Source organism: Paenibacillus sp. W2I17 (genome assembly GCF_030815985.1).
In the GTDB taxonomy this organism is placed as follows: domain Bacteria; phylum Bacillota; class Bacilli; order Paenibacillales; family Paenibacillaceae; genus Paenibacillus.
Genome location: NZ_JAUSXM010000001.1, coordinates 6,544,445 through 6,567,395 on the forward strand (window position 1 = coordinate 6,544,445; position 22,951 = coordinate 6,567,395).

The 22,951-nt window shown below is 46.2% G+C and carries 22 protein-coding genes; 12 read left to right on the plus strand and 10 right to left on the minus strand.

All coding sequences use genetic code 11. The annotated features are described in order from the left end of the window. Window positions 1-171 precede the first annotated feature (171 nt). Window positions 172-1,026 (minus strand): sulfurtransferase, encoded by an 855-nt coding sequence (locus QF041_RS29130; protein WP_307416631.1) that lies wholly within the window; start codon window positions 1,024-1,026, stop codon window positions 172-174. A gap of 63 nt (window positions 1,027-1,089) precedes the next feature. Continuing rightward, window positions 1,090-2,034 carry a DMT family transporter gene (locus QF041_RS29135; protein ID WP_307416632.1) on the minus strand — a complete coding sequence of 315 codons (945 nt, stop codon included), beginning with the start codon at window positions 2,032-2,034 and terminating at the stop codon, window positions 1,090-1,092. 228 nt (window positions 2,035-2,262) lie between these two features. On the opposite strand from QF041_RS29135, the gene QF041_RS29140 reads away from it, so the two are divergent. From QF041_RS29140 to QF041_RS29150, 3 genes are all read left to right on the plus strand, one after another. Then, complete coding sequence (locus QF041_RS29140) at window positions 2,263-3,165, plus strand: polysaccharide deacetylase family protein (protein ID WP_307416633.1); 903 nt, start codon at window positions 2,263-2,265, stop codon at window positions 3,163-3,165. A gap of 37 nt (window positions 3,166-3,202) precedes the next feature. Then, window positions 3,203-3,856 (plus strand): YkyA family protein, encoded by a 654-nt coding sequence (locus QF041_RS29145; protein ID WP_307416634.1) that lies wholly within the window; start codon window positions 3,203-3,205, stop codon window positions 3,854-3,856. Window positions 3,857-3,998: 142 nt separating this feature from the next. After that, window positions 3,999-4,889 carry a hypothetical protein gene (locus tag QF041_RS29150; protein WP_307416635.1) on the plus strand — a complete coding sequence of 297 codons (891 nt, stop codon included), beginning with the start codon at window positions 3,999-4,001 and terminating at the stop codon, window positions 4,887-4,889. A 255-nt stretch (window positions 4,890-5,144) separates the two neighbouring features. Here QF041_RS29150 and QF041_RS29155 read toward each other — a convergent pair whose 3' ends face one another. Both QF041_RS29155 and QF041_RS29160 read right to left on the minus strand, forming a co-directional pair. After that, a complete protein-coding gene (locus QF041_RS29155) occupies window positions 5,145-6,317 on the minus strand; it encodes a mannitol-1-phosphate 5-dehydrogenase (RefSeq protein WP_307416637.1) in 1,173 nt (390 codons plus the stop codon). 47 nt (window positions 6,318-6,364) lie between these two features. Beyond that, window positions 6,365-7,033 carry an HAD family hydrolase gene (locus QF041_RS29160; RefSeq protein WP_307416638.1) on the minus strand — a complete coding sequence of 223 codons (669 nt, stop codon included), beginning with the start codon at window positions 7,031-7,033 and terminating at the stop codon, window positions 6,365-6,367. A gap of 501 nt (window positions 7,034-7,534) precedes the next feature. Between QF041_RS29160 and QF041_RS29165 the strand changes: the two genes are divergently transcribed. From QF041_RS29165 to QF041_RS29190, 6 genes are all read left to right on the plus strand, one after another. Further along, on the plus strand, window positions 7,535-8,461 hold the full coding sequence (locus tag QF041_RS29165) for an ADP-ribosylglycohydrolase family protein (protein WP_307416639.1): 927 nt from the start codon (window positions 7,535-7,537) through the stop codon (window positions 8,459-8,461). Window positions 8,462-8,487: 26 nt separating this feature from the next. Continuing rightward, the gene (locus QF041_RS29170) at window positions 8,488-9,735 is read left to right on the plus strand and encodes an MFS transporter (RefSeq protein WP_307416640.1); all 1,248 of its coding nucleotides are present in this window, start codon (window positions 8,488-8,490) and stop codon (window positions 9,733-9,735) included. Between the two features lie 400 nt (window positions 9,736-10,135). After that, complete coding sequence (locus QF041_RS29175) at window positions 10,136-11,083, plus strand: alpha/beta hydrolase (RefSeq protein WP_307416641.1); 948 nt, start codon at window positions 10,136-10,138, stop codon at window positions 11,081-11,083. A 95-nt stretch (window positions 11,084-11,178) separates the two neighbouring features. Beyond that, complete coding sequence (locus QF041_RS29180; protein ID WP_307416642.1) at window positions 11,179-11,451, plus strand: hypothetical protein; 273 nt, start codon at window positions 11,179-11,181, stop codon at window positions 11,449-11,451. Between the two features lie 130 nt (window positions 11,452-11,581). Further along, window positions 11,582-12,280, plus strand: a complete 699-nt coding sequence (gene sigK / locus QF041_RS29185) for an RNA polymerase sporulation sigma factor SigK (RefSeq protein ID WP_047843844.1) — start codon at window positions 11,582-11,584, stop codon at window positions 12,278-12,280. A 679-nt stretch (window positions 12,281-12,959) separates the two neighbouring features. Continuing rightward, complete coding sequence (locus QF041_RS29190) at window positions 12,960-14,321, plus strand: amino acid permease (protein WP_307416643.1); 1,362 nt, start codon at window positions 12,960-12,962, stop codon at window positions 14,319-14,321. Window positions 14,322-14,377: 56 nt separating this feature from the next. Here the strand turns inward: QF041_RS29190 and QF041_RS29195 are convergent, their stop codons facing one another. After that, window positions 14,378-15,562: a serine hydrolase domain-containing protein gene (locus tag QF041_RS29195; protein ID WP_307416645.1), complete on the minus strand. Its 1,185-nt coding sequence runs from the start codon at window positions 15,560-15,562 to the stop codon at window positions 14,378-14,380. A 170-nt stretch (window positions 15,563-15,732) separates the two neighbouring features. On the opposite strand from QF041_RS29195, the gene QF041_RS29200 reads away from it, so the two are divergent. Further along, the gene (locus QF041_RS29200) at window positions 15,733-16,185 is read left to right on the plus strand and encodes an Lrp/AsnC family transcriptional regulator (RefSeq protein WP_145323415.1); all 453 of its coding nucleotides are present in this window, start codon (window positions 15,733-15,735) and stop codon (window positions 16,183-16,185) included. Window positions 16,186-16,278: 93 nt separating this feature from the next. Here QF041_RS29200 and QF041_RS29205 read toward each other — a convergent pair whose 3' ends face one another. The 4 genes from QF041_RS29205 to QF041_RS29220 all read right to left on the minus strand — a co-directional run bounded on the left by QF041_RS29205 (window position 16,279) and on the right by QF041_RS29220 (window position 20,139). Next, window positions 16,279-17,484 carry an MFS transporter gene (locus QF041_RS29205; RefSeq protein ID WP_307416646.1) on the minus strand — a complete coding sequence of 402 codons (1,206 nt, stop codon included), beginning with the start codon at window positions 17,482-17,484 and terminating at the stop codon, window positions 16,279-16,281. Between the two features lie 124 nt (window positions 17,485-17,608). Next, a complete protein-coding gene (locus tag QF041_RS29210) occupies window positions 17,609-18,472 on the minus strand; it encodes an alpha/beta hydrolase (protein WP_307416647.1) in 864 nt (287 codons plus the stop codon). A gap of 56 nt (window positions 18,473-18,528) precedes the next feature. Next, window positions 18,529-18,975 (minus strand): MarR family winged helix-turn-helix transcriptional regulator, encoded by a 447-nt coding sequence (locus tag QF041_RS29215; RefSeq protein WP_307416648.1) that lies wholly within the window; start codon window positions 18,973-18,975, stop codon window positions 18,529-18,531. 96 nt (window positions 18,976-19,071) lie between these two features. Beyond that, the gene (locus tag QF041_RS29220) at window positions 19,072-20,139 is read right to left on the minus strand and encodes an ABC transporter substrate-binding protein (RefSeq protein ID WP_307416649.1); all 1,068 of its coding nucleotides are present in this window, start codon (window positions 20,137-20,139) and stop codon (window positions 19,072-19,074) included. 166 nt (window positions 20,140-20,305) lie between these two features. Between QF041_RS29220 and QF041_RS29225 the strand changes: the two genes are divergently transcribed. Together QF041_RS29225 and QF041_RS29230 are read left to right on the plus strand one after the other, a co-directional pair. Then, a complete protein-coding gene (locus tag QF041_RS29225) occupies window positions 20,306-21,382 on the plus strand; it encodes a FecCD family ABC transporter permease (protein WP_211081028.1) in 1,077 nt (358 codons plus the stop codon). A gap of 2 nt (window positions 21,383-21,384) precedes the next feature. Beyond that, complete coding sequence (locus tag QF041_RS29230; RefSeq protein ID WP_307416651.1) at window positions 21,385-22,152, plus strand: ABC transporter ATP-binding protein; 768 nt, start codon at window positions 21,385-21,387, stop codon at window positions 22,150-22,152. Between the two features lie 120 nt (window positions 22,153-22,272). Here the strand turns inward: QF041_RS29230 and QF041_RS29235 are convergent, their stop codons facing one another. Beyond that, window positions 22,273-22,902: a TetR/AcrR family transcriptional regulator gene (locus tag QF041_RS29235; protein WP_307416652.1), complete on the minus strand. Its 630-nt coding sequence runs from the start codon at window positions 22,900-22,902 to the stop codon at window positions 22,273-22,275. Between the last annotated feature and the right edge of the window lie 49 nt (window positions 22,903-22,951).

Genomic DNA, 22,951 nt, shown 5'->3' on the forward strand with positions numbered 1-22,951 from the left:
GTTTTTTCTGTTATCATGAATCAAAAAAAAGCTACCACTTGATGTCTACTTCTGTACGCTTGTAAATACTTACAGGGTGGTGTTGTTAACTCGATGTTGACTCCGAACATAGAAAAATACATCGCCGGGGCAGATAAGCCACCTGGCGATGTATTCAACATCGATACACTGCTATACGTCTTTGTGCTCTTCCGCATTACCTGTAGCCACCGGATTCTCATCATAACTAATCCAGTCGCTCCAACTTCCGGAATACAACTTCACATTCGTATACCCCGCTTCTTCCAGCGCAATCACGTTCGGGCAAGCAGAGATGCCGGAGCCGCAATACACGATGATCGCACCATCCTTGTCCAGTTTACTGAAACGCTCTTCTAACACCCCAGTATCTGTCCAACGTCCATCCCAATCCAACACATCTTTCCAAAAATAATTCACCGCACCTGGAATATGTCCAGCCTTGGCATCAATCGGTTCCTCCAGACCCGCATAGCGGCGAGCATCACGGGAGTCAATTAGCACGGCACTGCCACTGGCCGAAGCCTGCTGAACATCCTCAACACTTGCCAGCATGGCTGGCTGCACATTCACCTCAAAAGAAGCCGGGATCTGAACTGGCACATCCGCGGTCACTGGGAATTTGGCGTTTTTCCAAGCGGAGAAACCTTCGTCCATGATATACACCTGTTCATGACCGATATAGCGAAGCAGCCACCATAGCCGAGATGCATTCATCCCGCCTTGATCGTCATAAGCAACAATACGACTATTGGAGCCGATGCCAGCTTTGGACAGACGACTTGCGAGCACAGCCGGATCAGGAAGCGGGTGACGCCCTCCGTGCGCAGACACAGGAGAGGACAGATCTTTTTCCAAATCGAGATAGACAGCTCCTGGAATATGTCCAGCTTCATAGGCTTGTCTTCCAGCCTCCGGTTGACCGAGCAAGAATCGGCAATCTGCAATGACCACATCCGGTTCATACATTCTGGCGAGCAGCCAGCGCATGGATACAATATTTTTCATGAAAATACACCGCCTTATGAGAGTGGTAGATTCGTGTATAACTATGCATTACGAATGAATACGTTATACCGTTGTAGGTTCAACAGGTCCTTTGCCAGCGATAGGAGCATCGGCGGGAATGGGTTGAGGTTTGGTTTTGCCATATCGAATGAAGATCCATACCCCGAATATAATGACCACCCCGGCAGACATCTGTAAAGCACTGAGGGATTCGCCGAGCAGCATCCAGGCCAGTAAGGAAGAGAATACGGGTTCCCCAAGTACGCCCATGGATACCGTTGTGGCATTCATATATTGAAGTAGCCAGTTGAAGAGATAATGTCCAAAGATCGTTGGCACAATGGCGAGCAGCAGGAAGATTCCCCACTCTGACGCAGCGTAACCTCCGAACGGATGGCCCATGATCAGATTATATACCGCCAGCGTGCAAGCAGCCACGAAGAACACCCAGAAGTTATAAGAAAATGCACTAAGCCCCGCTCGCAAAAATTGACCCAGCAACATATGGACAGCGACTGCAATTGTGCCAAGTAAAGACAGGATATCACCTTGCAGAGCAGTACCTGCCAACTGGAAATCTCCTGCGCCAATGACGATTGATCCAAACAGGGCGATGCCCATGCCGATGATCATCATGCGGTTAATTTTGGCTTTGAACAGCCATACCGAACCGGCAAGAATCAGTATAGGCTCCAGCGCGAGAATAACTGTGGAACTGGCAACACTGGTGAGCCGCAGTGAACCCATCCAGAGCAGGAAATGAAGGGCCAGCATCACACCGGATGCAAGCAGCAAGCCCCACTGTCGTAAGCTCAGCCGCATCATCTCATGTCTGTATTTCCAGACAAAAGGCAGCATTAGCAGATTGGTCAGAAATAGACGGTACATGGCAATGACCGCAACATCTGCGGTAGACCAACGTACAAAGATCGAAGAAAAAGAAATGGCGATAATGCCGACAAAGAATAACAGATAGATGGATCTGCCGGCACGGTTCAAACTTGTCATGGGTGTAGCTCCTTCTTGAAGTCTAATAGCGTAAATCACTTCATTATACAGGAGAAGGTAACCGTAGGAAAGATAAAGAGAACGAAGAGATAAGTAGATTGTAACCGGGCTTGTAACTATTCTGTCATTCTCCCGATCCATTTTTCTATTAATCTTCTATATAGAGACATGAAACGAGATAATATACCAATAATCGGGAAAAAATGAAAGTAAGGAAGTGGCATGACAGTGAGAGTTCAACAAGAGAGAGCGGGAGAACGTGGCAGTATTCCGCCTAGCACAAGTCGCACGAAAACACATAAACGAAGAAAAATCCGGTATGGAAGGGTAAGCATAGCTCTAATGCTCCTGGTACTGTTTGTTACCGGTATTACATATGTATTCCTTGGCATGACGCATTGGATCAAAAGCGTTGTGGCGCCGCCTCCGATTACTGTAATAGAACAGCCCGCCAAGCTTGGCATGATACAAGTTACTCCGGATGCGAAGGAGGAGCCGGCACGGTTCCAGGGTCAGGTTCGCAAATTGGCATACATAACGTTCGATGATGGGCCAACTGAATATACGGAACAACTGCTGGATATATTGAAGCAGCATGAGGCAAAGGCTACCTTTTTCATGATCGGACGACAGTTGAATCAGCATCCGGCAGCAGTGAAACGGCTGTTGAAAGAAGGCAGTTACCCTGGACTCCACAGCATGACGCATAACTATAAAAAGCTGTATAAGAGTGGAAACTCCACAAACTTTGTGAAAGAGTTCAAGAAAGAGCAGAAGATGGTGCAGGACCTGATTGGTTTTACGCCTCATCTTATTCGTGCACCTTATGGCAGCAGTCCACAGATCGGTGAAAAGTTCAGAGGTGACATTGCTGCGGCCGGGTTCAAACTGTGGGACTGGACGACAGATTCACTCGATTGGAATCTTCCCGGTCAGCCGGACAAGATTGTGGCCCGCGTGAGCAAAAGTGTACATCGGGATAAGGAAGTGATTCTGATGCATGAGCGGGAGCAGACGGTGCAGGCTTTACCACGCATTCTGAAGTTACTCGAAGATCGGGGTTACGAGTTCGAAGTATACGATCCGGATGCACACTGGGTAGCCAATTTTAGCGGAGATACCCGTTTGTAATAGAACAACAAGATGATGCAAGAGAGGAAGGACTTTGGTGCTAACGAGTAAAAAAGTGGCGCTTGCGGCAGTTAGTGTATTGCTAATTCTGCTGGCGAGTGGTTGTGGAGATCCGCAGGAGCCTGCGGCAAATCAGATAAACCAATTGGTGCTCAGCGGCCAGGAGATCGATCAGAGTTTGAAGACGCTGACCAGTCATGAGCAGGAAGATATGAAGTTATACAAGTCTATTTTAGACAAAGGCAAGAACAAAAACAGTGATCTCGAAGCACTGCTGGATCAAGCAGCAGATCATATTTATGAACGAAGAACGTTGTTGAAACAGGCGGAAGAGGCCATGAAACAGACCAACGAGAAGACGGTGGCCCTGCGCAGTTCCCTTAAGGAACTATCATTTGAAAAAGAAGAAACGTTGGCACAGGCTGAAAAGGTGCTGGATCAATATGAAGCAAGAGCACGTGCATTGGAAAATTTTGTTGCCTCGTATCAGTTGAGTCTGAGTGCCGATGAGCAGTTGTATGATCTGATGAGAGAAAGTGCAGAACCTAATCTGGTTAAGATTAAGCGAGCCATTCGGGTACGGAATAGCGAATATGCGAAGCTTGCTGAATTCCGAAAGCAATTTAACCTCCAGACCAAAGCATTTAACGGAGCCAATGCCAAACTGGTACAGATGGATCAGGCTAGCTAGGTAGAGGACTACAATAATCGTTCAGACATTTTGCATGATTGAGCTGCCTGTCTCCCGTGTAAGTACTAGTATACAGCCAAGCCAATGGATGAGAAGCAACATGGACAAGCATCATTGCGTATAAGCTAACGGAGGTGTTCATATGCGAAAAAGAAATACAATGAAAGTCAGTGCATCACTCCTGGTTTTACTTATGGGATTCTCGCTTGTGGCCTGTGGGAACAGTAATCCTGCTGCACAGCCACCAGTGAATAATACGGAAGAACAGTCACCAGCACCGGAGCAACAACCAAATGAAAGTGCTGCAATAGAAGCAGAAGGTATTCTGACTGGATGGGCTGATCCGCATACCGTTGAGATTCGAGTGAATGAGAAGCCGATGTCATTCCAGGTGAGCGAAGATCTGCAAAAGTCTCTGGATGATATCGATGACGAAGATTCCGTTCGTTTCAAATATGTAGAGAAAACGATTGATGCAACAACGAAACAGTTGGTACTTACAGAGATTGCAAAGATTGAATCGAGTGATGACAACAATGGTTCCAATGCAGGCGGTACGGTAACGTCCGATCGTCCGAAGACATCAGAGCTGGAAGTGACGGTAGAAGGAATGACCGAGAAACGCCCAGTGACACTGGCACAAGCGAAAGGGTATTCACTTTATGTGTTTGAACCGATGGCTTTTGACGCTGAAGACCATGAATTAACAATGAAGATTGATCCGGATTATGAGGTAGAGATTGAGAAGCTGCCTGCGGATTTTAACCTGGATATGTTGAAGATGGATGCCAAGGAAGAGTTATCCGAGACCGGAGAAGTGAAGCAATTGACGGCTGAACAACTCAGCAACGGCCCGATGAAGGATGCAAGATTGTACATGATGTCCCAGAATGATAAGAAGACAGAGTATTTTATTGTGAAAGAACTGGACGGCAATGGTTTCATTTTCCACATCCAAGCACCTATTGGTGAACCTTCGGAAGGTTTCCTGCCCATGGCATACGCATCCCTCAATTCCATTATGAATGAGTAGAAAAGGGATGAGCCACTCAGTTAAACCAAACGATGTAGTAAATTAAAACGATTCCCTACACAGCGTGTTTCCTTGAGAGAGGAGATGCGCTGTTTTATTAACGTTACTACAATATAGATAGAATGTACCGTGCCGTGCCACGCCGTGCATAGACAAATAGCCGGAAGGAGCGATGCAGCTGCATAGGTTCCTCCCGGCTTCTTGGCCGTGCTTCTATTCAGTTTGCAGGATCGAACCCATGTCCTGATCATTTACTCAGGTTAGTATAGTCGATTCCTTGCGCCATCTGAGTTCCTGATAACGGGCGATTACATTCTTATGAACGGGATGTTCGTCGGGAATTCCCATGCGTTCACGGATGAAGGCGGAGACGCCATCTTCGCGAATCATGTGTTGTAGCTTCATGGCTTCCTCGTCGCGCTTGTCATTGAACAACATTGAGGCCGCCATAGCAGAAGTTAAATGAGGAATTTCAATTCCGAATTCACTGGCCTGCAGCGCTGGGCGAACAAGCCGATCGTGAGGCGAAAGCTTGCGAAGGGGGGAACGTCCAACCCGGGTGACCTGATCCGTCAGGTTGGGATTGGCGAAGCGTTCCAGTATGGTGTCGATATATTTGTTATGCTTCTGAGCGTTGAATCCGTGCTTCTGGATGAGCATCTGACCGGTCTCTTCCATAACATGGCGCACTTTGGCCCGCAGGGTGGAATTACTCATCACCTGGCGGATCGTCTTGAATCCTTCGAGATAGCCGAAGTATGCGGCGACACAGTGGCCTGTATTTACCGTAAACATTTTACGTTCAATGTAAGGTTCAAGCGAATCCACATAGTGGACGCCATCTATTTTCTTAAAACCATCCAGAAGTGCTGGACGATGAACGACCCATTCGTAAAAAGGTTCAACAGTGACCTGCAGCGGGTCTTTGTGGTTTTGAGCCGGAACAATCCGGTCCACAGCTGCATTGGGGAAAGAAACATAACGTTCGGCTTTTTTGCGAGTTTGTTCATCCAGAAATGGATAGATGCGTTTCTTCAGCCTGGTGCTACCACCGATGGCATTTTCGCAAGCGATAATATGCAGTGGAGCCTGATTATTTTTTTTCATGCGAAGTTGAATGCCTTTGGCGATCGGTTCGGCGATATCTCCGAGTGCAGATACCCCCACCGCGGTTGTGATCACATCGGCTGAAGCGATCTCTTCAGCAACCAGATTCTGCTCACTCACATTGATAGCCGTCACATTGTTGACAATCGTAGTGTCCTGATCGTTATTGGCAAGTGTAATCGGATATTCCTGTCTCTCTTGAAGCATGGAGATTTTCTTCGGGTTACGTGCGACAAAGCAGACTTTGTAATCGGAAGCGGACAACATATGACCGATAAAACCGCGGCCTATATTGCCCGCACCAAAATGTACAGCTTTCATGTGTGAACTCCCCCTTTAAGGATTTAATCGCGAAATTCGTGCAGACCTTAGACGGTAGTGACGAGTGGCTTCGAAATCAAATCATTAAATGTAAGGTCGGTCAAGCAAGATAGCCGTTGGTGAGTCATATCGAATTCCAGTGTTCCTGTGATGGTATTCGATATGACTACGCAGTGCATACCAGCCGCAGCAGCTGCACGCGCGCCGTTAGGTGAATCCTCAATCGCTACGGCTTCGTCTGCAGTTACTCCAAGGGCTTCAAGCGCTTGAGTGTAGAGTTCCGGGTCAGGCTTCACATTTGCAACATCATCTGCCGTTCGAATGACTTCAAAATAATCTTTCAGTTTCAGTTGTTCCAGATGCTGTTCAACCCACTCCCGTTTGGAGCTGGAGGCTACAGCGAGTTTTAGTCCGGCTTCACGTGCTTGTTCAAGATATTCCTGAATACCAGGACGCACCTTTTCTTTGTTCATCAATACAGCGTGCTGCAACTGAACGGATTCCCTGAACGCTTCCCGATCGATCGGAAGATTCAAATCTGTGATGAGGTACTCATATGGATTAAATGTTTTCAGACTGGTACCGATGCATTGTGAATACATCTCCAGGGTTAAATCTACGCCGTGTTCCTTGTAAGCATCACGAAAAGCAATATACCATGCTGTCTCTGTATCAATAATCGTTCCGTCGAAATCAAACACCAGTGCCTTAATCATAAATTTGTTCCTCCTGTTTCAGAATTAGTTTGGGGATAAAATATAATGAAAATTTTCTGCAAATTTTCCCCCTGTATTCATTGCCTGCGGGATATTAGTTGACGTGATAAACCGAAAATGAATATTGATTTGGGAAAAAATATGCGTTTTAAGCTAATAAAACCGTAACATAGGACAAACGGAGGGGTCAAGCGCGTTATGATTGTTTACATTGAAAATTTTCACATGTATGATTTGTTTTCAGAAAATGATAAACATTGCAAACCGTTAACCCTTTTGCATGTAAGCGGTGTACTGAATAAACTGTTTTTACAGCTCCAAAAAATAAAACTTTTTTTATGAAAATTTGCTATTCTGGCCGTTCTACAGCTTTCGACACTTTTATAATAGAAGAAATGGAGATTAATTTATTGGATTTTATTAGCTTCACGCCAGATCAGGCCCTGTGGGAGAATGGAAGAAAGATTCTGAAAGTATATGGAGTAAGGGAGGAAGACAAGCATGTTGCAAAAGGACCGTTTCAATGGCTGCTTCATCGGGCTTGCAGTGGGTGATGCGTTGGGAACTACCGTGGAATTTAGTAGCCCGGGCACGTTTGAACCCGTAACGGATATCGTGGGTGGCGGCGTATTCGGGCTGGAGGCAGGGCAGTGGACAGATGATACATCCATGGCTCTGTGTCTGGCACAAAGTCTGGTGCGCAATGAAAACTTTGATCCTGCGGATCAGATGCGCAGATACACCAATTGGTACAAGGTCGGGTATATGAGCAGTACAGGCGATTGCTTTGATATCGGCGGGGCCACACGAAGTGCCTTGGAGAGGTTTGAGATAACTGGAGAAGCCTACAGTGGATCAACGGACCCGATGACGGCAGGCAATGGCTCTATTATGAGGCTTGCACCTGTCGCGATGGCTTACGCTAATCAACCAAACGAGGCGGTTCGTTATGCCGGGCTGAGCTCCCGGACAACACATGCTGCAACGGAAAGTGTGGAAGCATGTGAAGTGCTAGCCGCCATAATTGTTGCTGGTCTGCGCGGAGCGGACAAAAACGTCATGCTGATGCCGGAGACATGCAGACAGTGGAGGGAAGAACCTACTTTTTCGCCCGCTATTGAAGAGGTTGTTATGGGTTCCTATCAGAGCAAAGAACCGCCGGAAATTAAGGGCAGTGGTTATGTGGTCCGTTCACTTGAGGCAGCACTATGGGCGTTCCATAAGTCGTCAAGCTTTGAAGAAGGTGCGTTGTTAGCTGTTAATCTGGGTGATGATGCGGACACTACAGGTGCTGTGTATGGGCAGATCGCAGGTGCTTATTATGGACTGAGTGGTATTCCGGCACACTGGCGGGACAAGCTGGCCATGCGTGAAACGTTCAAACAACTAACAGATGCCTTGTGGTTGAAGGCGACAGAAAATCGTTGATTAAGAGACAGGAGAAGAGAACATCTATGAGCACGACTGGACACACAGTACAACCACAGGTTTCACCGTCAGGTAAACGAGGGGCGTTTCCATTATCCCTGTTATGCCTGACGATAGGAGCTTTTGCGATTGGTATGACTGAGTTTATTATTATGGGCTTACTGCCTAATGTAGCGACAGATCTGAATGTAAGTATTCCGCAGGCAGGACAACTCATTACGGGATATGCGCTTGGTGTAGCGGTAGGTGCGCCGATTTTGACCGTATTTACACACAAGATTCCGCAGAAAAAACTGCTGGTGCTGCTGATGTGCATTTTCATTATCGGGAACGCATTGTCCGTTATTGCTCCCACATACGGATTGCTAATCTCAGCACGGATCTTAACGGCATTTGCTCATGGTACGTTCCTTGGTGTAGGTTCAATCATGGCGACGCGGCTTGTTGCGCCCGAGAGAAGGGCAGGAGCGGTATCGGTTGTTCTCGCGGGGCTAACGATTGCCAACATCATTGGCGTTCCGTTTGGTACATTTATCGGGCAACAGCTCGGATGGCGGTCATCCTTCGGGGCGATTACGATCTTGGGCATCATTTCGTTGATTGGTATCATTCGTTTCATTCCCGTGCTCCCGCAAGGAGCACCAGCAAACCTCGGACAGCAATTCCGGAATCTGGTTCGTCCCCAAGTATTATTGGTTCTGCTTGTTGGAGCGATGGGATGTGGGAGTCTGTTCGCTGTATTCACGTACATCACGCCCATGCTTGTGGATATTAGTGGTTTTGCCGAGCAGAATGTGACTTGGATTCTGGTATTGTTTGGCTTCGGTGTTACCTTGGGGAACATGGTTGGCGGCCGTCTGGCGGACTGGAAGCTGATGCCTTCTCTGATCGTCAATTTTGGGATACTGGCGGTGCTTCTGGCTGCACTTACGCTTACCCTAGATAATCCTTATTTCGCGGTAATCACTATATTCTTGTGGGGCGTTGCGGCTTTTGGCATTATGCCAGGATTGCAGATTCGAATCATGAATATGACCCGCGAAGCACCGCTGCTGGCGACAACATCAAGTCACTCCGCATTTAACCTGGGGAATGCAGGTGGTGCCTATCTGGGCGGTTATGCAATTACCCATACGGGACTTATATCTGTACCTTTGTATGCCGCAGTTATTGCCGGATTAGGTTTGCTAGGACTGCTCTTCGGTCTGTTCATGGAGCGTAAACATCATGGGCCAGAGGTTGCCCAGGTTGCAGAGGCAGCGTCAGCAAGTTGAAAATGAAATCGGTTTGCCTCAATTCTTCCGTTGAACACGGAGAGTTGAGGCTTTTTTATATCATGATGAGATCCGGAGTAGGGGAGCGAATAGACGGTCTGGTGGTGTGAAGAAGTATACTTTTTAAACTATAAGATATAGTTATTTAAGTTTTTTGATGATGTACAGGCCTTGTGAGGTGATATAATAAAGATGTAATTGGAATTGATTGTAAATTATGGATCACGGATGTTACTTCCGTATTGGGAAAGGTGAAGGATAGTGGTCCGTATTCATGCGTGGAAAGGAGGAACTTCGTTTTAAAATGTAAGGGCTTTCAATTGGGGTTTGTGTGGTCTGAAAGACCTGTTATGAGGTTCGTACACGGTTTAAAATCATATTCCAAAGGAGATTGATATTAATGAAAAAACGTCTGTCCAAGATTCTGAGTCTCTCCATCACAGCAGCACTCCTTGTACCAACGATGGTGTCTGCAGCGGATATGCAGGAAACTGCAGCTCCAACCCCCATTCAGGCGGTGATAGATCAGGGAGCGACCGGCACCATGGATAATACCGGGCAAAATGCGCTGGCTAACACTCCGGTGGTGCCGGCACCACCGGGTTATGATGGCTATCGAAACAATATTCCGCACGGAAATACCAATCTGATATCCTATTACTCCACAACGGTAGGCAATACACGGAAAGCGACGGTATATACACCGCCAGGATATTCTCCGAATAAAAAGTATAACGTCCTGTATCTCCTGCACGGCATCGGCGGGGATGAGTATGAGTGGGTCAATGCAATGAAGCCAAAGAACATTCTGGACAACCTGTATTCGGAAGGTAAGCTGTCCCAGATGATCGTTGTTATGCCAAATGGCCGTGCCATGAAGGACGACCGTCCAGTCGGTGACATTTTTGCTCCGGACAAAGTGGCTGCATTTGAACGGTTTGAGCAAGACCTGCTCAAGGATCTGATTCCTCATATCGAGGCCAATTATCCGGTGTACAAAGACCGTAATAGTCGTGCGTTGGCCGGTCTGTCCATGGGTGGTGGGCAGTCGCTTAACTTCGGATTGAGAAATCTGAATACCTTCGCCTGGGTGGGGGCCTTCTCGGCCGCACCGAATACGCAATCTGTATCACAGCTGGTTTCCAACCCGGGACAAGTCGCTAGCCAACTCAAATTGTTGTGGATCTCCTGTGGATCAAGTGACGGCCTGTTATGGGTCAGCCAGAACTTTAAAAACGGTCTGAGCAGCATGAACATTCCGCATACATGGTATCAGGATGTAGGTGGACACGAACCATCTGTCTGGAACAGCGGCCTGTATCAGTTCTCACAACGAATCTTCAAGTGATTAACCGGTATTCATATTGGATGAACCGCAGCCTCAGTTCTGTTTCGTACAGAGCTGGGGTTTTTGTTATGAATCGAGTCATCTAAAAGGAGCACATGGGTATTTTTAATTTTGGGGATGGGGTTAATGAGAGTGTAAGTATTGGTTTAATTTATTACATAGGTACTGTTATGAAGGAGAGGGATCTGATGTTTTATTACAAAGGTGCGTTTCGGGAAACGGACAATGTGATCTATTTTAAAAGCGATGTTTCATTAGCCCAGAATGATGTTGTCCTATTTGGTGAAAAGAAGTATTTTATCGAAAGTGTGGAAAAAGAATTTCTCCTGCTTCAGCGGGTGGGCTCCATAGTTTCTGTGAGTCTGTGAAATCTTCGCAAGATCATCCCCTTTTTCAAGTGTACGTGCACTTCTGGGCCTCTGCCTACATACAATAGATCGACCCTGTTCCCACATGTGCTCAGGCCAGATCGTTGTAAAACTGCAGGAGGTGTCATCTGTGCCCGGATTGTTTACCGCAATTGCTCTATTCATTAAAGAGTTAACGTTACTCGTCTCGTATGTCAAAAATAATGCGTTCCCCCAGCCACTGGCTGAGGGTGATGAAGCCAAACATTTGCGCCTTATGGCTGAAGGCAATGCTCACTCTCGCAATCTGCTCATTGAACACAATCTGCGCCTCGTCGCGCATATCGTCAAGAAGTTCGACAATACGGGTGAAGATCAGGAGGATCTGATTTCCATCGGAACCATTGGTTTGATCAAAGCCATCGAAAGTTTTCAACAAGGCAAAGGCACGAAGCTTGCCACATTTGCTGCAAGGTGTATTGAAAATGAGATACTTATGCATCTGCGTTCCCTGAAGAAAACACGCAAAGACGTATCCCTGCATGACCCCATCGGTACGGATAAAGAAGGTAACGAAATTACGCTAATCGATATCCTCGGAACAGAAGCCGACGACGTTGTAGATAAAGTGCAGCTCAAGATTGAAAAAAGCAAAATTTATCGCAATCTCGACATCCTGGATGATCGGGAGAAGGAAGTTGTGATCGGTCGATTCGGCCTGGAAGCAGGCGGGGAGGAACGAACTCAACGCGAAATTGCGAAGGAACTGGGCATCTCACGTTCTTATGTATCACGGATTGAGAAGCGGGCGTTAATGAAGCTGTATCATGAGTTTTATAAGCAAAAGTAGTTGCTGAACAGACCAGAGGGCGCCTTTATCGGGAGCCCTTTTTACTGTGAAGATACTTAAATTGGATCTAAATAGTATTAATTATTTGGGGTTATGACCTAAATAAAGGAATTTTAATTCCTGTTGAAGAATATCTTATACACAGACCAATTTAATATATAAGGAGTAAATCATAATGAAGCAGCTTTTTCGGAAAACTCCACTGTGGTTTTTGTTAATCTGGATCGTAGGATTTATAATGATCGTTATCAACTCTTTTCAATCAAACTCGGGTATCATTAACTTTATTGCGTTATTCATAATTAATGTTGCTAATGCTATTCGAATTTGGAAAAATGAACGTTCGTTAGCGATTACCTTTTTAGTTGTTGCCGCTCTATGCTTGGCTTATATTTTAGTATACTTCTATAGATATGTATAATCAGCATGACATGGCATGAGGATAACAAAGGAATGTACATAGGCTGATGATAGTATGGATCGGATGCAACTCAATATTATAAAAGCAAAGGGCATGAAATACGAGCGTATCAAAAGGTCACCTCTTACAAAGGTGGCCTCTTTGCTGTGCAAAAAAATATATAAGGGAGGGATATGTATTCTGGGCAGATTATTATATGATGAGTAATAATATTTTGCATCGTAGAGAGCATGTGCAGAAAGAGAGTGGTGGTTGATCATGCAGCAAGAAACGTTAACAAGGGGATTAAAGAACAGGCACGTACAGTTGATGGCGATCGGAGGTGCGATCGGTACAGGTCTGTTTCTCGGGGCAGGCAAAACGATTCAGCTGACAGGGCCATCCATCTTGCTGGCCTACATCATTACGGGTGTTGTGTTGTTCCTGATCATGCGTGCATTGGGGGAGCTGCTGTTAAGCAACTTGCAGTATCATTCCTTTGTCGATTTTGTGCGTGATTACCTGGGAAATATGGCGGCATTTATTACAGGCTGGACCTATTGGTTCTGCTGGATTTCCATTGCCATGGCTGATATTACGGCAGTGGGTTTGTATACGCAGTTTTGGTTCCCGAATGTACCTCAGTGGATGCCAGGGTTAATTGCGTTAGTCATTTTACTAATCATGAACTTGGCAACGGTCAAGTTGTTTGGGGAGATGGAATTCTGGTTTGCCCTGATTAAAGTCGTGGCTATTCTGGCACTCATTATTGTTGGTTTATATATGATATTCAAAGGTTTTACCACGGATCAGGGTCCAGCGAGCTTCACCAATCTGTGGAGTCATGGGGGATGGTTCCCGAATGGACTGCATGGGTTCATCATATCGTTCCAGATGGTGGTGTTCGCATTTGTAGGCATGGAACTGGTGGGACTCACAGCGGGGGAAACGGAGAACCCGGAGAAGGTTATTCCGAGAGCAATTAACCAGATTCCGATCCGGGTACTGCTCTTCTATGTTGGCGCATTGCTGATTATTATGAGCATTTACCCGTGGAACGCCATTGTGCCTACGGAAAGTCCGTTTGTACAGGTGTTTGCCGCTGTAGGTATTGCGGCCGCTGCAGGGATTGTGAATTTCGTTGTGTTAACATCAGCGGCTTCGGCGTGTAACAGTGCCATTTTCAGTACAAGCCGTATGGTGTTTTCCATGGCAAAAGATCACAACGCGCCTGAGTCGTTTGCACGACTGAACAAGCGGAAAGTCCCTTCCAATGCGCTGTATTTCTCTACGATTGTTATTCTGATCGCGATTGTGCTGAACTATGTGATGCCGGAGGGCGTATTTACACTGATCACGAGCGTGTCGACTGTATGCTTCATCTTTGTCTGGGGCATCATGGTGATCTGTCATCTTAGATATCGTCGTACTCAGCCGGAACTGGCTAGTCGCAGTCGCTTTAAGTTGCCACTATATCCGTTCTCAAACTATTTAATTTTGGCTTTTCTGGCGTTTGTGCTAGTAGTATTGGCATTGGCTGAGGACACGCGAGTGGCGCTATTTGTTACGCCGGTGTGGTTTATTCTTGTTGCGGGGATCTACCTTTTTAAAAAGAGAAATTTGAGTAATAACAGACAGTAGGTCTTACCATCGTTGCAAAATAAAGCCGCCCAATGATATTGGGCGGTTATTCGTATTTAAATTCTTGCAGCCTCTTTGCCTTCACGAATGCTCGCATAGATGGCATCACAGATATCGGTGGTATACTGGCCCGACATCCCTTCAAGTGCCGTGTTGGTGAATGCTGCAACACTAAGTTCTTCTTTTGGATCAACAAACCAGGAATGGCCGTAAGTTCCACCCATCCGCCACGTACCCGGGGATTCCGGTGTACCGGCTGCGACAGGATCTTTAAGTACTGTAAAACCAAGGCCAAACCCTCTGCCTGGCCAGTATGGCATCACGAGATCACCGATTTGATTGGTAGACATCTCAGCCGCAACGGCTTCTGTAAGGAGAGGCTGTCCTCCTTGTCGCAATGCTTCAAGTAAAGTAAGAAAATCTCCGGTACTTCCAACCATACCCGCTCCGCCCGATAAGTAAGCAGAAGTATGGTTCGCACGATTGGGTGACAGTCGGAAGCCAGCAGTACCCTCAATAAAAGGAATCAGCTCCAACTCATTATGAAGGAGACGCGGTTCTTCAGAACCATTAGCGTATGCGGCTGTCAATCGTTCCGAATCCACCGCAACAAAGTCAGTGTCGGTCATGTGGAGTGGATGAGTAACCAGCGTTTGAACAGCTTCTCGTAGTGACATCCCAGTTACCTTTTCGATAACGGCACCAAGTACATCTGTCGCAATGGAATATCTCCACATGTTTCCTGGCTCATACAGAAGAGGAGCAGAAGCCAGCCTTTGCAGATTCTCCTCCAGACTAATTTCAGACCAATCCATTCCGTCCGATACTCCTGCAAGTTCATAGGTTCCCTGGTCTTCTTGGAAGAAACGGTATGTCAAGCCTGCGGTGTGCGTCATCAACTGATGTACTGATATTGAAGCGTCCTGACCATTAGCAAGTTTGGGCCGGAATGCAGGAAGCCAGCGGGTCACCGGATCATGCAGACTCAGCTTTACTTGTGAGATTAATGCCAGAGCTGCTGTCGATACAATAGGTTTGGTTACGGAAGCAAGTCGAAACAGAGCGTTTTCCGACATGGTTCGCTTTTGCTCCCTGTCTGCGAAACCAGCAGCCCGGCTGTATACCAGTTCCCCTCCTAATGCAACCTGTACAACTGTTCCTACGATTCTTTTTTCGCTTAGAGCGCGATCAATAGCTTCATCCACATAAGTATGCAATGTCGTCATGTCTTCTTTTCCCATGTTTATCTTCCTCTCACCAACTGATGTATTTGATTTCTCGTGGTAACTATGTTTATTATATAAATGATGGATCTTGTATTACATGGTTTATTAAAGGCGTTATAATAAATTAACGAATATACTTAAGGTAATTTCTGAATATATCTTATGTAATTAAAGGAGTGGGTTATATGGATGAAATAGATCAGCATATCCTGTTTCACTTGGAGAATCAGGCGAGATTATCCATGACCGAACTAGGCAAACTGGTGGGGTTATCTCAGCCCGCCGTTACTGAACGAGTCAAACGAATGGAAGAAAAGGGAATAATCGAGGAATATCGAACCGTGATCTCCCCTTCCAAATTGGGCAAGCAGAGCACAGCCTATGTTCTTTTTCGTACCCGGGATTGTTATCCTTTCCTGGATTTCTGTCGTGCGTCACCTGAAGTTGTGGAATGTTATCGGATAAGCGGGGAATACAATTACTTGCTGAAGATCCTCACTGACACCATTCAAGGACTCGAGGAGTTTGAGAATAAGTGTGATCCGTATGGTACGTACATGACTTTAATTACCATGTCTTCTCCAATTGCACATAAGAATCTCGTGGAAGGACCAAATTTGCTGGCACAGGCAGAATAAGATTGTGGTCTTTACAATGAAAAACAGAAGAGGAGTCCACATCAAGTGAACTCCTCTTTCTCCTGCGTGTAACACATGCAACATGTCTTCCTGTTAATTTGCTCTGGTAAATCCATATTTATAAGCACGTATAGCTACAAGTAACGCAGGAATGAGCAAGATAAACAGCGCCCCAGAAAGGTATCCTGCTCCAAATACTTCAAGAAGGATGCCCCCGATGATGCCTCCTCCGCCAATCGCCAGATTCCATGCTGTAACCAGCATCGATTGAGCGACATCTGTGCTTTTGCCTCCGGCTTGAGCGATGGCAGTTTGTAACAGTGTGGCAGCCCCGCCAAACGTAAGTCCCCAGATCATGACGCCAAGAATAATAATGACAGGTTGATGAGTACCGATTCCCATCACGACAGAGGCCAGAGCGAATGATGCCAAGCTAATGATAACCAATCTCCTCAAAAACCGGTCAATAAGCATTCCGGTTAACCAAATTCCAACAATGGAAGTAATACCGAAAATGAGCAAAATCAAGTCTACTCTGTTAGCAAATACGGTCTGGGCAAGGTAGGGAGAAATATAGGTGTATAGAATGTTATGGGCAAGCATCCAGGCCAGAACAACAAACAGAATAGGCCTAACTCCCGGAATTAAAAACACCTTATGCAGCGGAAGACGTTCCCCAGCGGGCTCTCCGGCAAAGTCTGGCATTTTCCAGAGAACCCATACGATTAGAGCTACGGTCAGAAGAGATACTATCCCGAAGATGAGGCGCCAGCCGATATAAGAACTGAGAAAACTACCGATTGGAACACCAAGGGCTAGTGCTACCGGTGTGCCGACCATAGCCACGGCCATGGCTTTACCTTTTAACGAATCCGGGACCATCCGACGAGCATAACCTGCTGTCATTCCCCATAGCACACCCGCAGAGACCCCTGCCATGAAACGAGCAGCAAGTGTAAGGATGTAATCTGACGATAAGGCGGTAACGGTGTTAAAGACAAGAAAGCCGCTAATACATACCAGCAGAAGAGGTCGGCGTCTCCATCCGCGTGTAGCAGCAGTCAAGGGAATGGCAGCAACAAGTGATCCAATGGCATAAAGAGTCACCAACTGTCCGGTAAGAGCCTCTGTGATCCCCAAGTCTTTTGCAATTTGCGGCAGCAGTCCCGCAGGCAGACTTTCAGTGAGGATGCAAATAAATCCCGCCATGGCTAATGCAAGAAGTCCAGCCCACGGAAGGCGTTTTGAAGATATGGAAGGAATCTCCCTTTGGTTTGGGAGGGATGTGTGAGCGGTCATGTACAAAACCTCATTTCTTATATTTTAATCCTATCCAGAACTATGCATATAAGCTTATCTGAAAAATTCAAACTTTTGCATACAGGATTAAAGGTAAGATGGAAGTTTTAACATGATATTTATTTTATTTTGTGAGTTTTTCCGTTAATTCAAAGGGGTATTGTCTGTTCATCCATTCAAGGATGATATCGACAGGTTCCATGTACCGTTGGCCTACAAGTAAACCCGTATGGGTCGTATCCCACAGTCCGGCATATGCAGCATCCAGCTGCTTGGCGGTTAATTTTCCTCTCTGATCTTCGTCTTCACTGGAAACAGCCTTGATCACCAAGCTGGGGCAATGGATCAGCTCGCCATTAATGGATACACCACCATCTGCTCCAAACATCACGGAAAATGTGCTAAATGCCTTCGAAGACTCCATCTGAAGATATTTACGCTGAAAAGCAATGTCTTCTGCCGTCTCATCGATACTGGTCAGTTCATCACGGACAGGCGCAGGAATGATGATCCCAGGTGTGATACGATCGCTTCCCGGGTAGGGCATTACCCCATGAACTTCCTTGCTTATACTGGAGTCAATAATAACTAGGCCTGCCAGAGTAGCGTCTTCTGCAATCTTTTGACTGAGGATCCCACCCATACTAAAGCCAATAAGAACGGGAGGTTCGTTAAGCTCCGCCAATACTTCACGAATATCCTCCAAATAATCGTCAAATGTAATCTTTGTCATGTCCATGACCCGACTCTTGTAGTGACTTCTCAGGTTCATGACATAACAGGTCCAACCGTGCTGGGCAAAGTGGGGGATGTATTTGCTCCACATCCAACTGCCTGTGTATGCACCGTGAACAAACAGGAGAGGTGGTTTCTTGGTCGCTGCTTCGGCGTCATGAAGAGGGGGGCCTTCGAATATTTCCAAGTGTAAATCATGTTCTCCGATCTTCTTTACCTCATGTTCCGGTAACAATTGAGTGTAGTCCGTCATGCCAAAAACCTCCTTTAAAATATTAGTTTGATATCAAACTATTCATCCAAAAAAAATTAGAAGTTGCTATGAATTTTCATTAAAATTCGCAGCAGTTCTTTTTTCTCCGCTTCCGTAACGTCCGCATAGAACACGTCCAGTATGCGCTGCGATATTTCTTCGAACACAGGCTTTAATTCTTCTCCTTTTGTAGTCAAAGCCACATGAACAACTCGTGAATCTGTTGCATCACGCTCCTTAACGACGTATCCTGTCCGCACCAATTTGTCCACAAGTGCAGTCACCGTGGATTTATCCTTACCAATTTTTTTGGCGATTTCAGCCATAGTCATCCTATGATTATTGTACAGGGCATAGATAATATCCCCATGGGACGTAGCGAGATCCTGGATTCCTTGCTCAGCCATCTCGGCCAGGATAAAGCGGTTGACCTTCTCTTTAATTTTGGATATGAGTGAAATAGCGTCTCTTGTTTTCATACGTGTAATATAGTTTGTTATCAAACTAATGTCAAGCTTTGATCCATAATTTATTGCATGCGCAGTATAGCAAAAGAGCAGTGAGAATTTCTTCTCCTGCTCCTTTGCTTTTATTTCATTTTAATTCTTAATTGGATTAGCTTTCATTTCCTGTCCCATTTTCTCAATACCGTCCAGTATTTGATATCCATAACCCCAGAACTGGCTGAAATCTGTCACATAGATTTGTTTGTTCTTGATCGCGTTCATGCTTTGCAGGGCAGGGTTGGCATACAGGTTCTCAATTAGCTTATCGATATCCGGTGAACCCGCATATGCGGACAAGAGCAGGTAGTCCGGGTTTGCTGTGATCAGTTGCTCAACACTAACCTCACCTTGCACACCATCAAACGTATTTTTCAGCTTCAGCAGGCCAAGTGCATCGAGCTGATACGTATCGTTCTGCATGCTGCTTACCGTAATGGTGTCTTCCGTAGCGGGTACGATATAAGCAAAAGTATGCTCAGGCTGATCGGCTACACTTGCCTTAATGGCTTCAACACGAGTCTTCAGACTTTCCGTGAATGTTGCGGCATTTTCTTGAACATCGAAGATCTGCCCAAGTTGTGCAATATCGCTATACAGGCTATCGAGTGAACCTCTGTGATTCGTCGTTTGCAGGAACGTGCGGATATTCATGTCATTCAAACCATCGACGGTACCCACGCCCCAGTCTGCATCAGCGAACAGGTCGCCCCGTCCGAGTACCAGATCCGGGCTTGCACCTACAACCAGCTCTTTACCTACATAATCCTTGGATAGTACCGGGATACTGGCGAAATCATCAGCCACATCGGGTGTAACGGAACCGTATAGAGCAGCAACACCGACCATTTTATCGGTCAGACCTAATTTGATGAGCATCTCAGCCGCAGATTGGGTATTTGCAACAACACGTTCCGGTGCTTTATCGAATACTTGCACTTTGGGTTTCCACTCGCCACCCTCACCCGAGATCGTGAAGTTCTCAATGGTGAGTGGATATGTCGTTTTATTAGTATTCTCAGCAGAAGCTGAAGTTTCTGTCGTGTTAGTTGTTGAAGTTGTTTCTTCGGCAGGGGAAGAAGTTGAAGTATTCGAACAGGCTGCAAGCAACAGTAACAGAAGACTTAGAGCAGCGAAGCCAATGGTTCTGGATGTGAATTTCATTAAATGATGAACCCCTTTTCTATGTGTTTTAAATTGACAAAGATAATCATTCTCAATTATAATCCGAGAAAACACGTTGTAAATAGCTAAATTTAATTTGTTCTACATTTTACGCGAATTGATGGGGGAAGAGATGGCACAGACGGTTCAGGTTCAGACACAGCGTATGGGGAAAAGAGAGTCTCTGATTCATAGTAAATCCGGGTTTGCTTTACTGATTGCAGCTTTAATCATGATTACGCTTATATCCGTAGGTATTGCAGTTTCCATTGGACAGGTACAAATTCCACTGGCGGAGTCGTATCGTATTCTTTTATACAAATTAACGGGATTTCAGTGGGGGACAACACCCATTGAGGCAGGTTCCTTTACCGATATTATCTGGCAGATTCGTTTCCCGCGTGTGCTGATGGCGATGTTTATCGGTGCAGGTTTGGCCTTGTGCGGTGCTGTTATGCAGGCTGCTGTGCAGAATCCGCTCGCTGATCCTTACATACTAGGTATATCCTCAGGCGCTTCACTTGGAGCAACCTTTGCAATTCTTATTGGATTCGGTGCGATTGGGTGGCTAGGCCAGACGGGGGTGGCTTTCTGGGCCTTTGCCGGTGCGATGGGTGCGTCCTTACTGGTCCTGACTTTGGCAGGGATTCGGGGGAAAATGACGTCGGTCAAGCTGGTGCTTGCCGGAATGGTGATTAACGCTTTATGCAGCGCTTTTTCGAACTTTATTATTTATTTTGCCAACAATGCTGAAGGTATCAAAACGGTGACATTCTGGACCATGGGCAGCCTGGCGGCTTCCGGATGGAACAAGCTTCCACTCGTAGGGATCGTCGTGCTGGTAGCGATTCTATTTTTCCTTTTACAGTCCAGAGTTCTTAATACGATGTTATTGGGGGATGAAGCAGCCGTTACGCTGGGCATTAATCTGAGTGTGTACCGCAGGGTGTACATGCTGTTAACCGCTTTGGTGACAGGTGTTATGGTGGCGAGCTGTGGCATGATTGGTTTTGTCGGACTCATTATTCCGCATATTGTCAGAGGTCTCGTGGGTTCCGACCATCGTAAAGTGATGCCTGTATCCGTACTGTTTGGAGCCATTTTCCTCATCTGGACGGATGTTATTGCACGATCCCTCATATCCAGCGTGGAGTTGCCAATCGGTATTATTACGGCCATGATTGGTGCACCAATGTTTATGTATATGCTGGTCAAAAAAGGCTACGGTTTTGGAGGGAATTAAACATGAAGCTGAACGTAGAAAATGTATCCATCTCTGTGCTGAACACGGACATCATCAAGGACATTTCTTTACAGGTGAACGGCAAGCAGTTCGTTGGGCTGATCGGACCCAATGGTTGTGGCAAGTCAACGCTGCTCAAGAGCATTTATAAAGTGATCAAACCGCAGCAAGGTAAGGTTTTTCTGGAAAATACCGATATTCTCAAATCCAGTCCAAAGCTTGTATCCAGACACATGGGCGTTGTTGGCCAGTTTAATGAATTGAGTTTTGATTTTACGGTTCGCGAGATGGTCATGATGGGCCGTACCCCACATAAAAAAATGCTGGAGACGGATAATGAACGGGATCACGAAATCGTCGAGCAGGCTTTGGAAAAAGTACATCTGACTGGACACGCAGACCGCAATTACGTGTCTCTGTCTGGTGGAGAGAAACAGCGTGTGGTCTTGGCGCGTGTCTTGGCACAGCAACCCCAATTCCTGATCCTGGACGAGCCGACGAACCATCTGGACATCAAATACCAACTTCAGATTTTAAATATTGTCCGTGGACTCGGCATTGGCATATTGGCAGCGCTGCATGATCTCGAACTCGCCGCAGAATATTGCGATTATCTCTATGTGGTGAAAAAGGGCCAGATTGTGGTCCATGGCAAACCGGCGGATATTCTGACTCGCGAGATGATTGGTGAGGTATTTGATGTCGATTGTGAAATCTATACAAATCCGGTTACGGGCGGCCTGGGTATTGCTTACCTGAGTACACGTTGATATGTATAGTGTTCCAGTGAACTGTCTTTCGAGCTGATTTTCAGCTTGGAAGGCAGTTTTTGCGTGTAGCTTTCTCAGAAGAGGTTGGTCAAGTTAGCCTCTGGCTCCAGAACAGGCAGGTCAGGAATGGGGGGAGCGTGTATCCTGGGTCTGCGCGCCCATGGCCGTGTAGACACCTAGTCGGGCAAGACGGGTAAGCTGCAAAGCCATATGATGGGGAGAGTATACTTTGTTGTTTTCAAGCCATTTATGAATAATTCCGCTGGTGGAGAAGCTGAGATGATCGAGTAAAATGTCCAGCGGTACCTGAACCTTCTGATCCATCCCGAGTTGGGTAATCCGTTGAAAAAAGTAAGCTTTAATCACCTCGTTCAGCCGGGTACTGAAATTGCCGACAGGATTGATCAGTAGCATGACCCGGTAGAACTCATCATGCTCAAAGATGTGCTCAAACAGGACCGCAAAGATCGGGTCAGGCTCGGTAAAAGAAAGGGCCACATCCATGGTAGCAGAACGTTCACTGAGTACATGTTCCAGCAACTCCAATTTCTCGTTGACCATCTTGTCCAGTAAATCCTCTTTGTCTATAAAGTGGGCGTAGAAGGTTGAACGGTTGATGTTCGCTTGTTCAGCAATGTCCACGATGCTGATTTCCGCGTAATCCTGCTTCTTCATCATTTTCAAAAAAGCTTCAGAGATCATGACACGGGTTCTGTAAATTCTTCGGTCGACACCTCGAGTTTCATTCATTCCATATCACCTCAAAACAACAGATTAGGATTTTTTGTTGGTTAAGCAA

Excerpts from the sequence above, each read along its gene's own strand:
- QF041_RS29200 (WP_145323415.1), top strand. The coding sequence starts at position 15,733 with ATGGATGAAATAGATCAGCATATCCTGTTTCACTTGGAGAATCAGGCG.
- QF041_RS29165 (WP_307416639.1), top strand. The coding sequence starts at position 7,535 with ATGTTGCAAAAGGACCGTTTCAATGGCTGCTTCATCGGGCTTGCAGTG.
- QF041_RS29170 (WP_307416640.1), top strand. The coding sequence starts at position 8,488 with ATGAGCACGACTGGACACACAGTACAACCACAGGTTTCACCGTCAGGT.
- QF041_RS29225 (WP_211081028.1), top strand. The coding sequence starts at position 20,306 with ATGGGGAAAAGAGAGTCTCTGATTCATAGTAAATCCGGGTTTGCTTTA.
- QF041_RS29175 (WP_307416641.1), top strand. The coding sequence starts at position 10,136 with ATGAAAAAACGTCTGTCCAAGATTCTGAGTCTCTCCATCACAGCAGCA.
- QF041_RS29195 (WP_307416645.1), bottom strand. The coding sequence starts at position 15,562 with ATGGGAAAAGAAGACATGACGACATTGCATACTTATGTGGATGAAGCT.
- QF041_RS29190 (WP_307416643.1), top strand. The coding sequence starts at position 12,960 with ATGCAGCAAGAAACGTTAACAAGGGGATTAAAGAACAGGCACGTACAG.
- QF041_RS29235 (WP_307416652.1), bottom strand. The coding sequence starts at position 22,902 with ATGAATGAAACTCGAGGTGTCGACCGAAGAATTTACAGAACCCGTGTC.
- QF041_RS29230 (WP_307416651.1), top strand. The coding sequence starts at position 21,385 with ATGAAGCTGAACGTAGAAAATGTATCCATCTCTGTGCTGAACACGGAC.
- QF041_RS29180 (WP_307416642.1), top strand. The coding sequence starts at position 11,179 with ATGGGTATTTTTAATTTTGGGGATGGGGTTAATGAGAGTGTAAGTATT.
- QF041_RS29160 (WP_307416638.1), bottom strand. The coding sequence starts at position 7,033 with ATGATTAAGGCACTGGTGTTTGATTTCGACGGAACGATTATTGATACA.
- QF041_RS29155 (WP_307416637.1), bottom strand. The coding sequence starts at position 6,317 with ATGAAAGCTGTACATTTTGGTGCGGGCAATATAGGCCGCGGTTTTATC.
- QF041_RS29135 (WP_307416632.1), bottom strand. The coding sequence starts at position 2,034 with ATGACAAGTTTGAACCGTGCCGGCAGATCCATCTATCTGTTATTCTTT.
- QF041_RS29205 (WP_307416646.1), bottom strand. The coding sequence starts at position 17,484 with ATGACCGCTCACACATCCCTCCCAAACCAAAGGGAGATTCCTTCCATA.
- QF041_RS29150 (WP_307416635.1), top strand. The coding sequence starts at position 3,999 with ATGCGAAAAAGAAATACAATGAAAGTCAGTGCATCACTCCTGGTTTTA.
- QF041_RS29220 (WP_307416649.1), bottom strand. The coding sequence starts at position 20,139 with ATGAAATTCACATCCAGAACCATTGGCTTCGCTGCTCTAAGTCTTCTG.
- QF041_RS29130 (WP_307416631.1), bottom strand. The coding sequence starts at position 1,026 with ATGAAAAATATTGTATCCATGCGCTGGCTGCTCGCCAGAATGTATGAA.
- QF041_RS29210 (WP_307416647.1), bottom strand. The coding sequence starts at position 18,472 with ATGACGGACTACACTCAATTGTTACCGGAACATGAGGTAAAGAAGATC.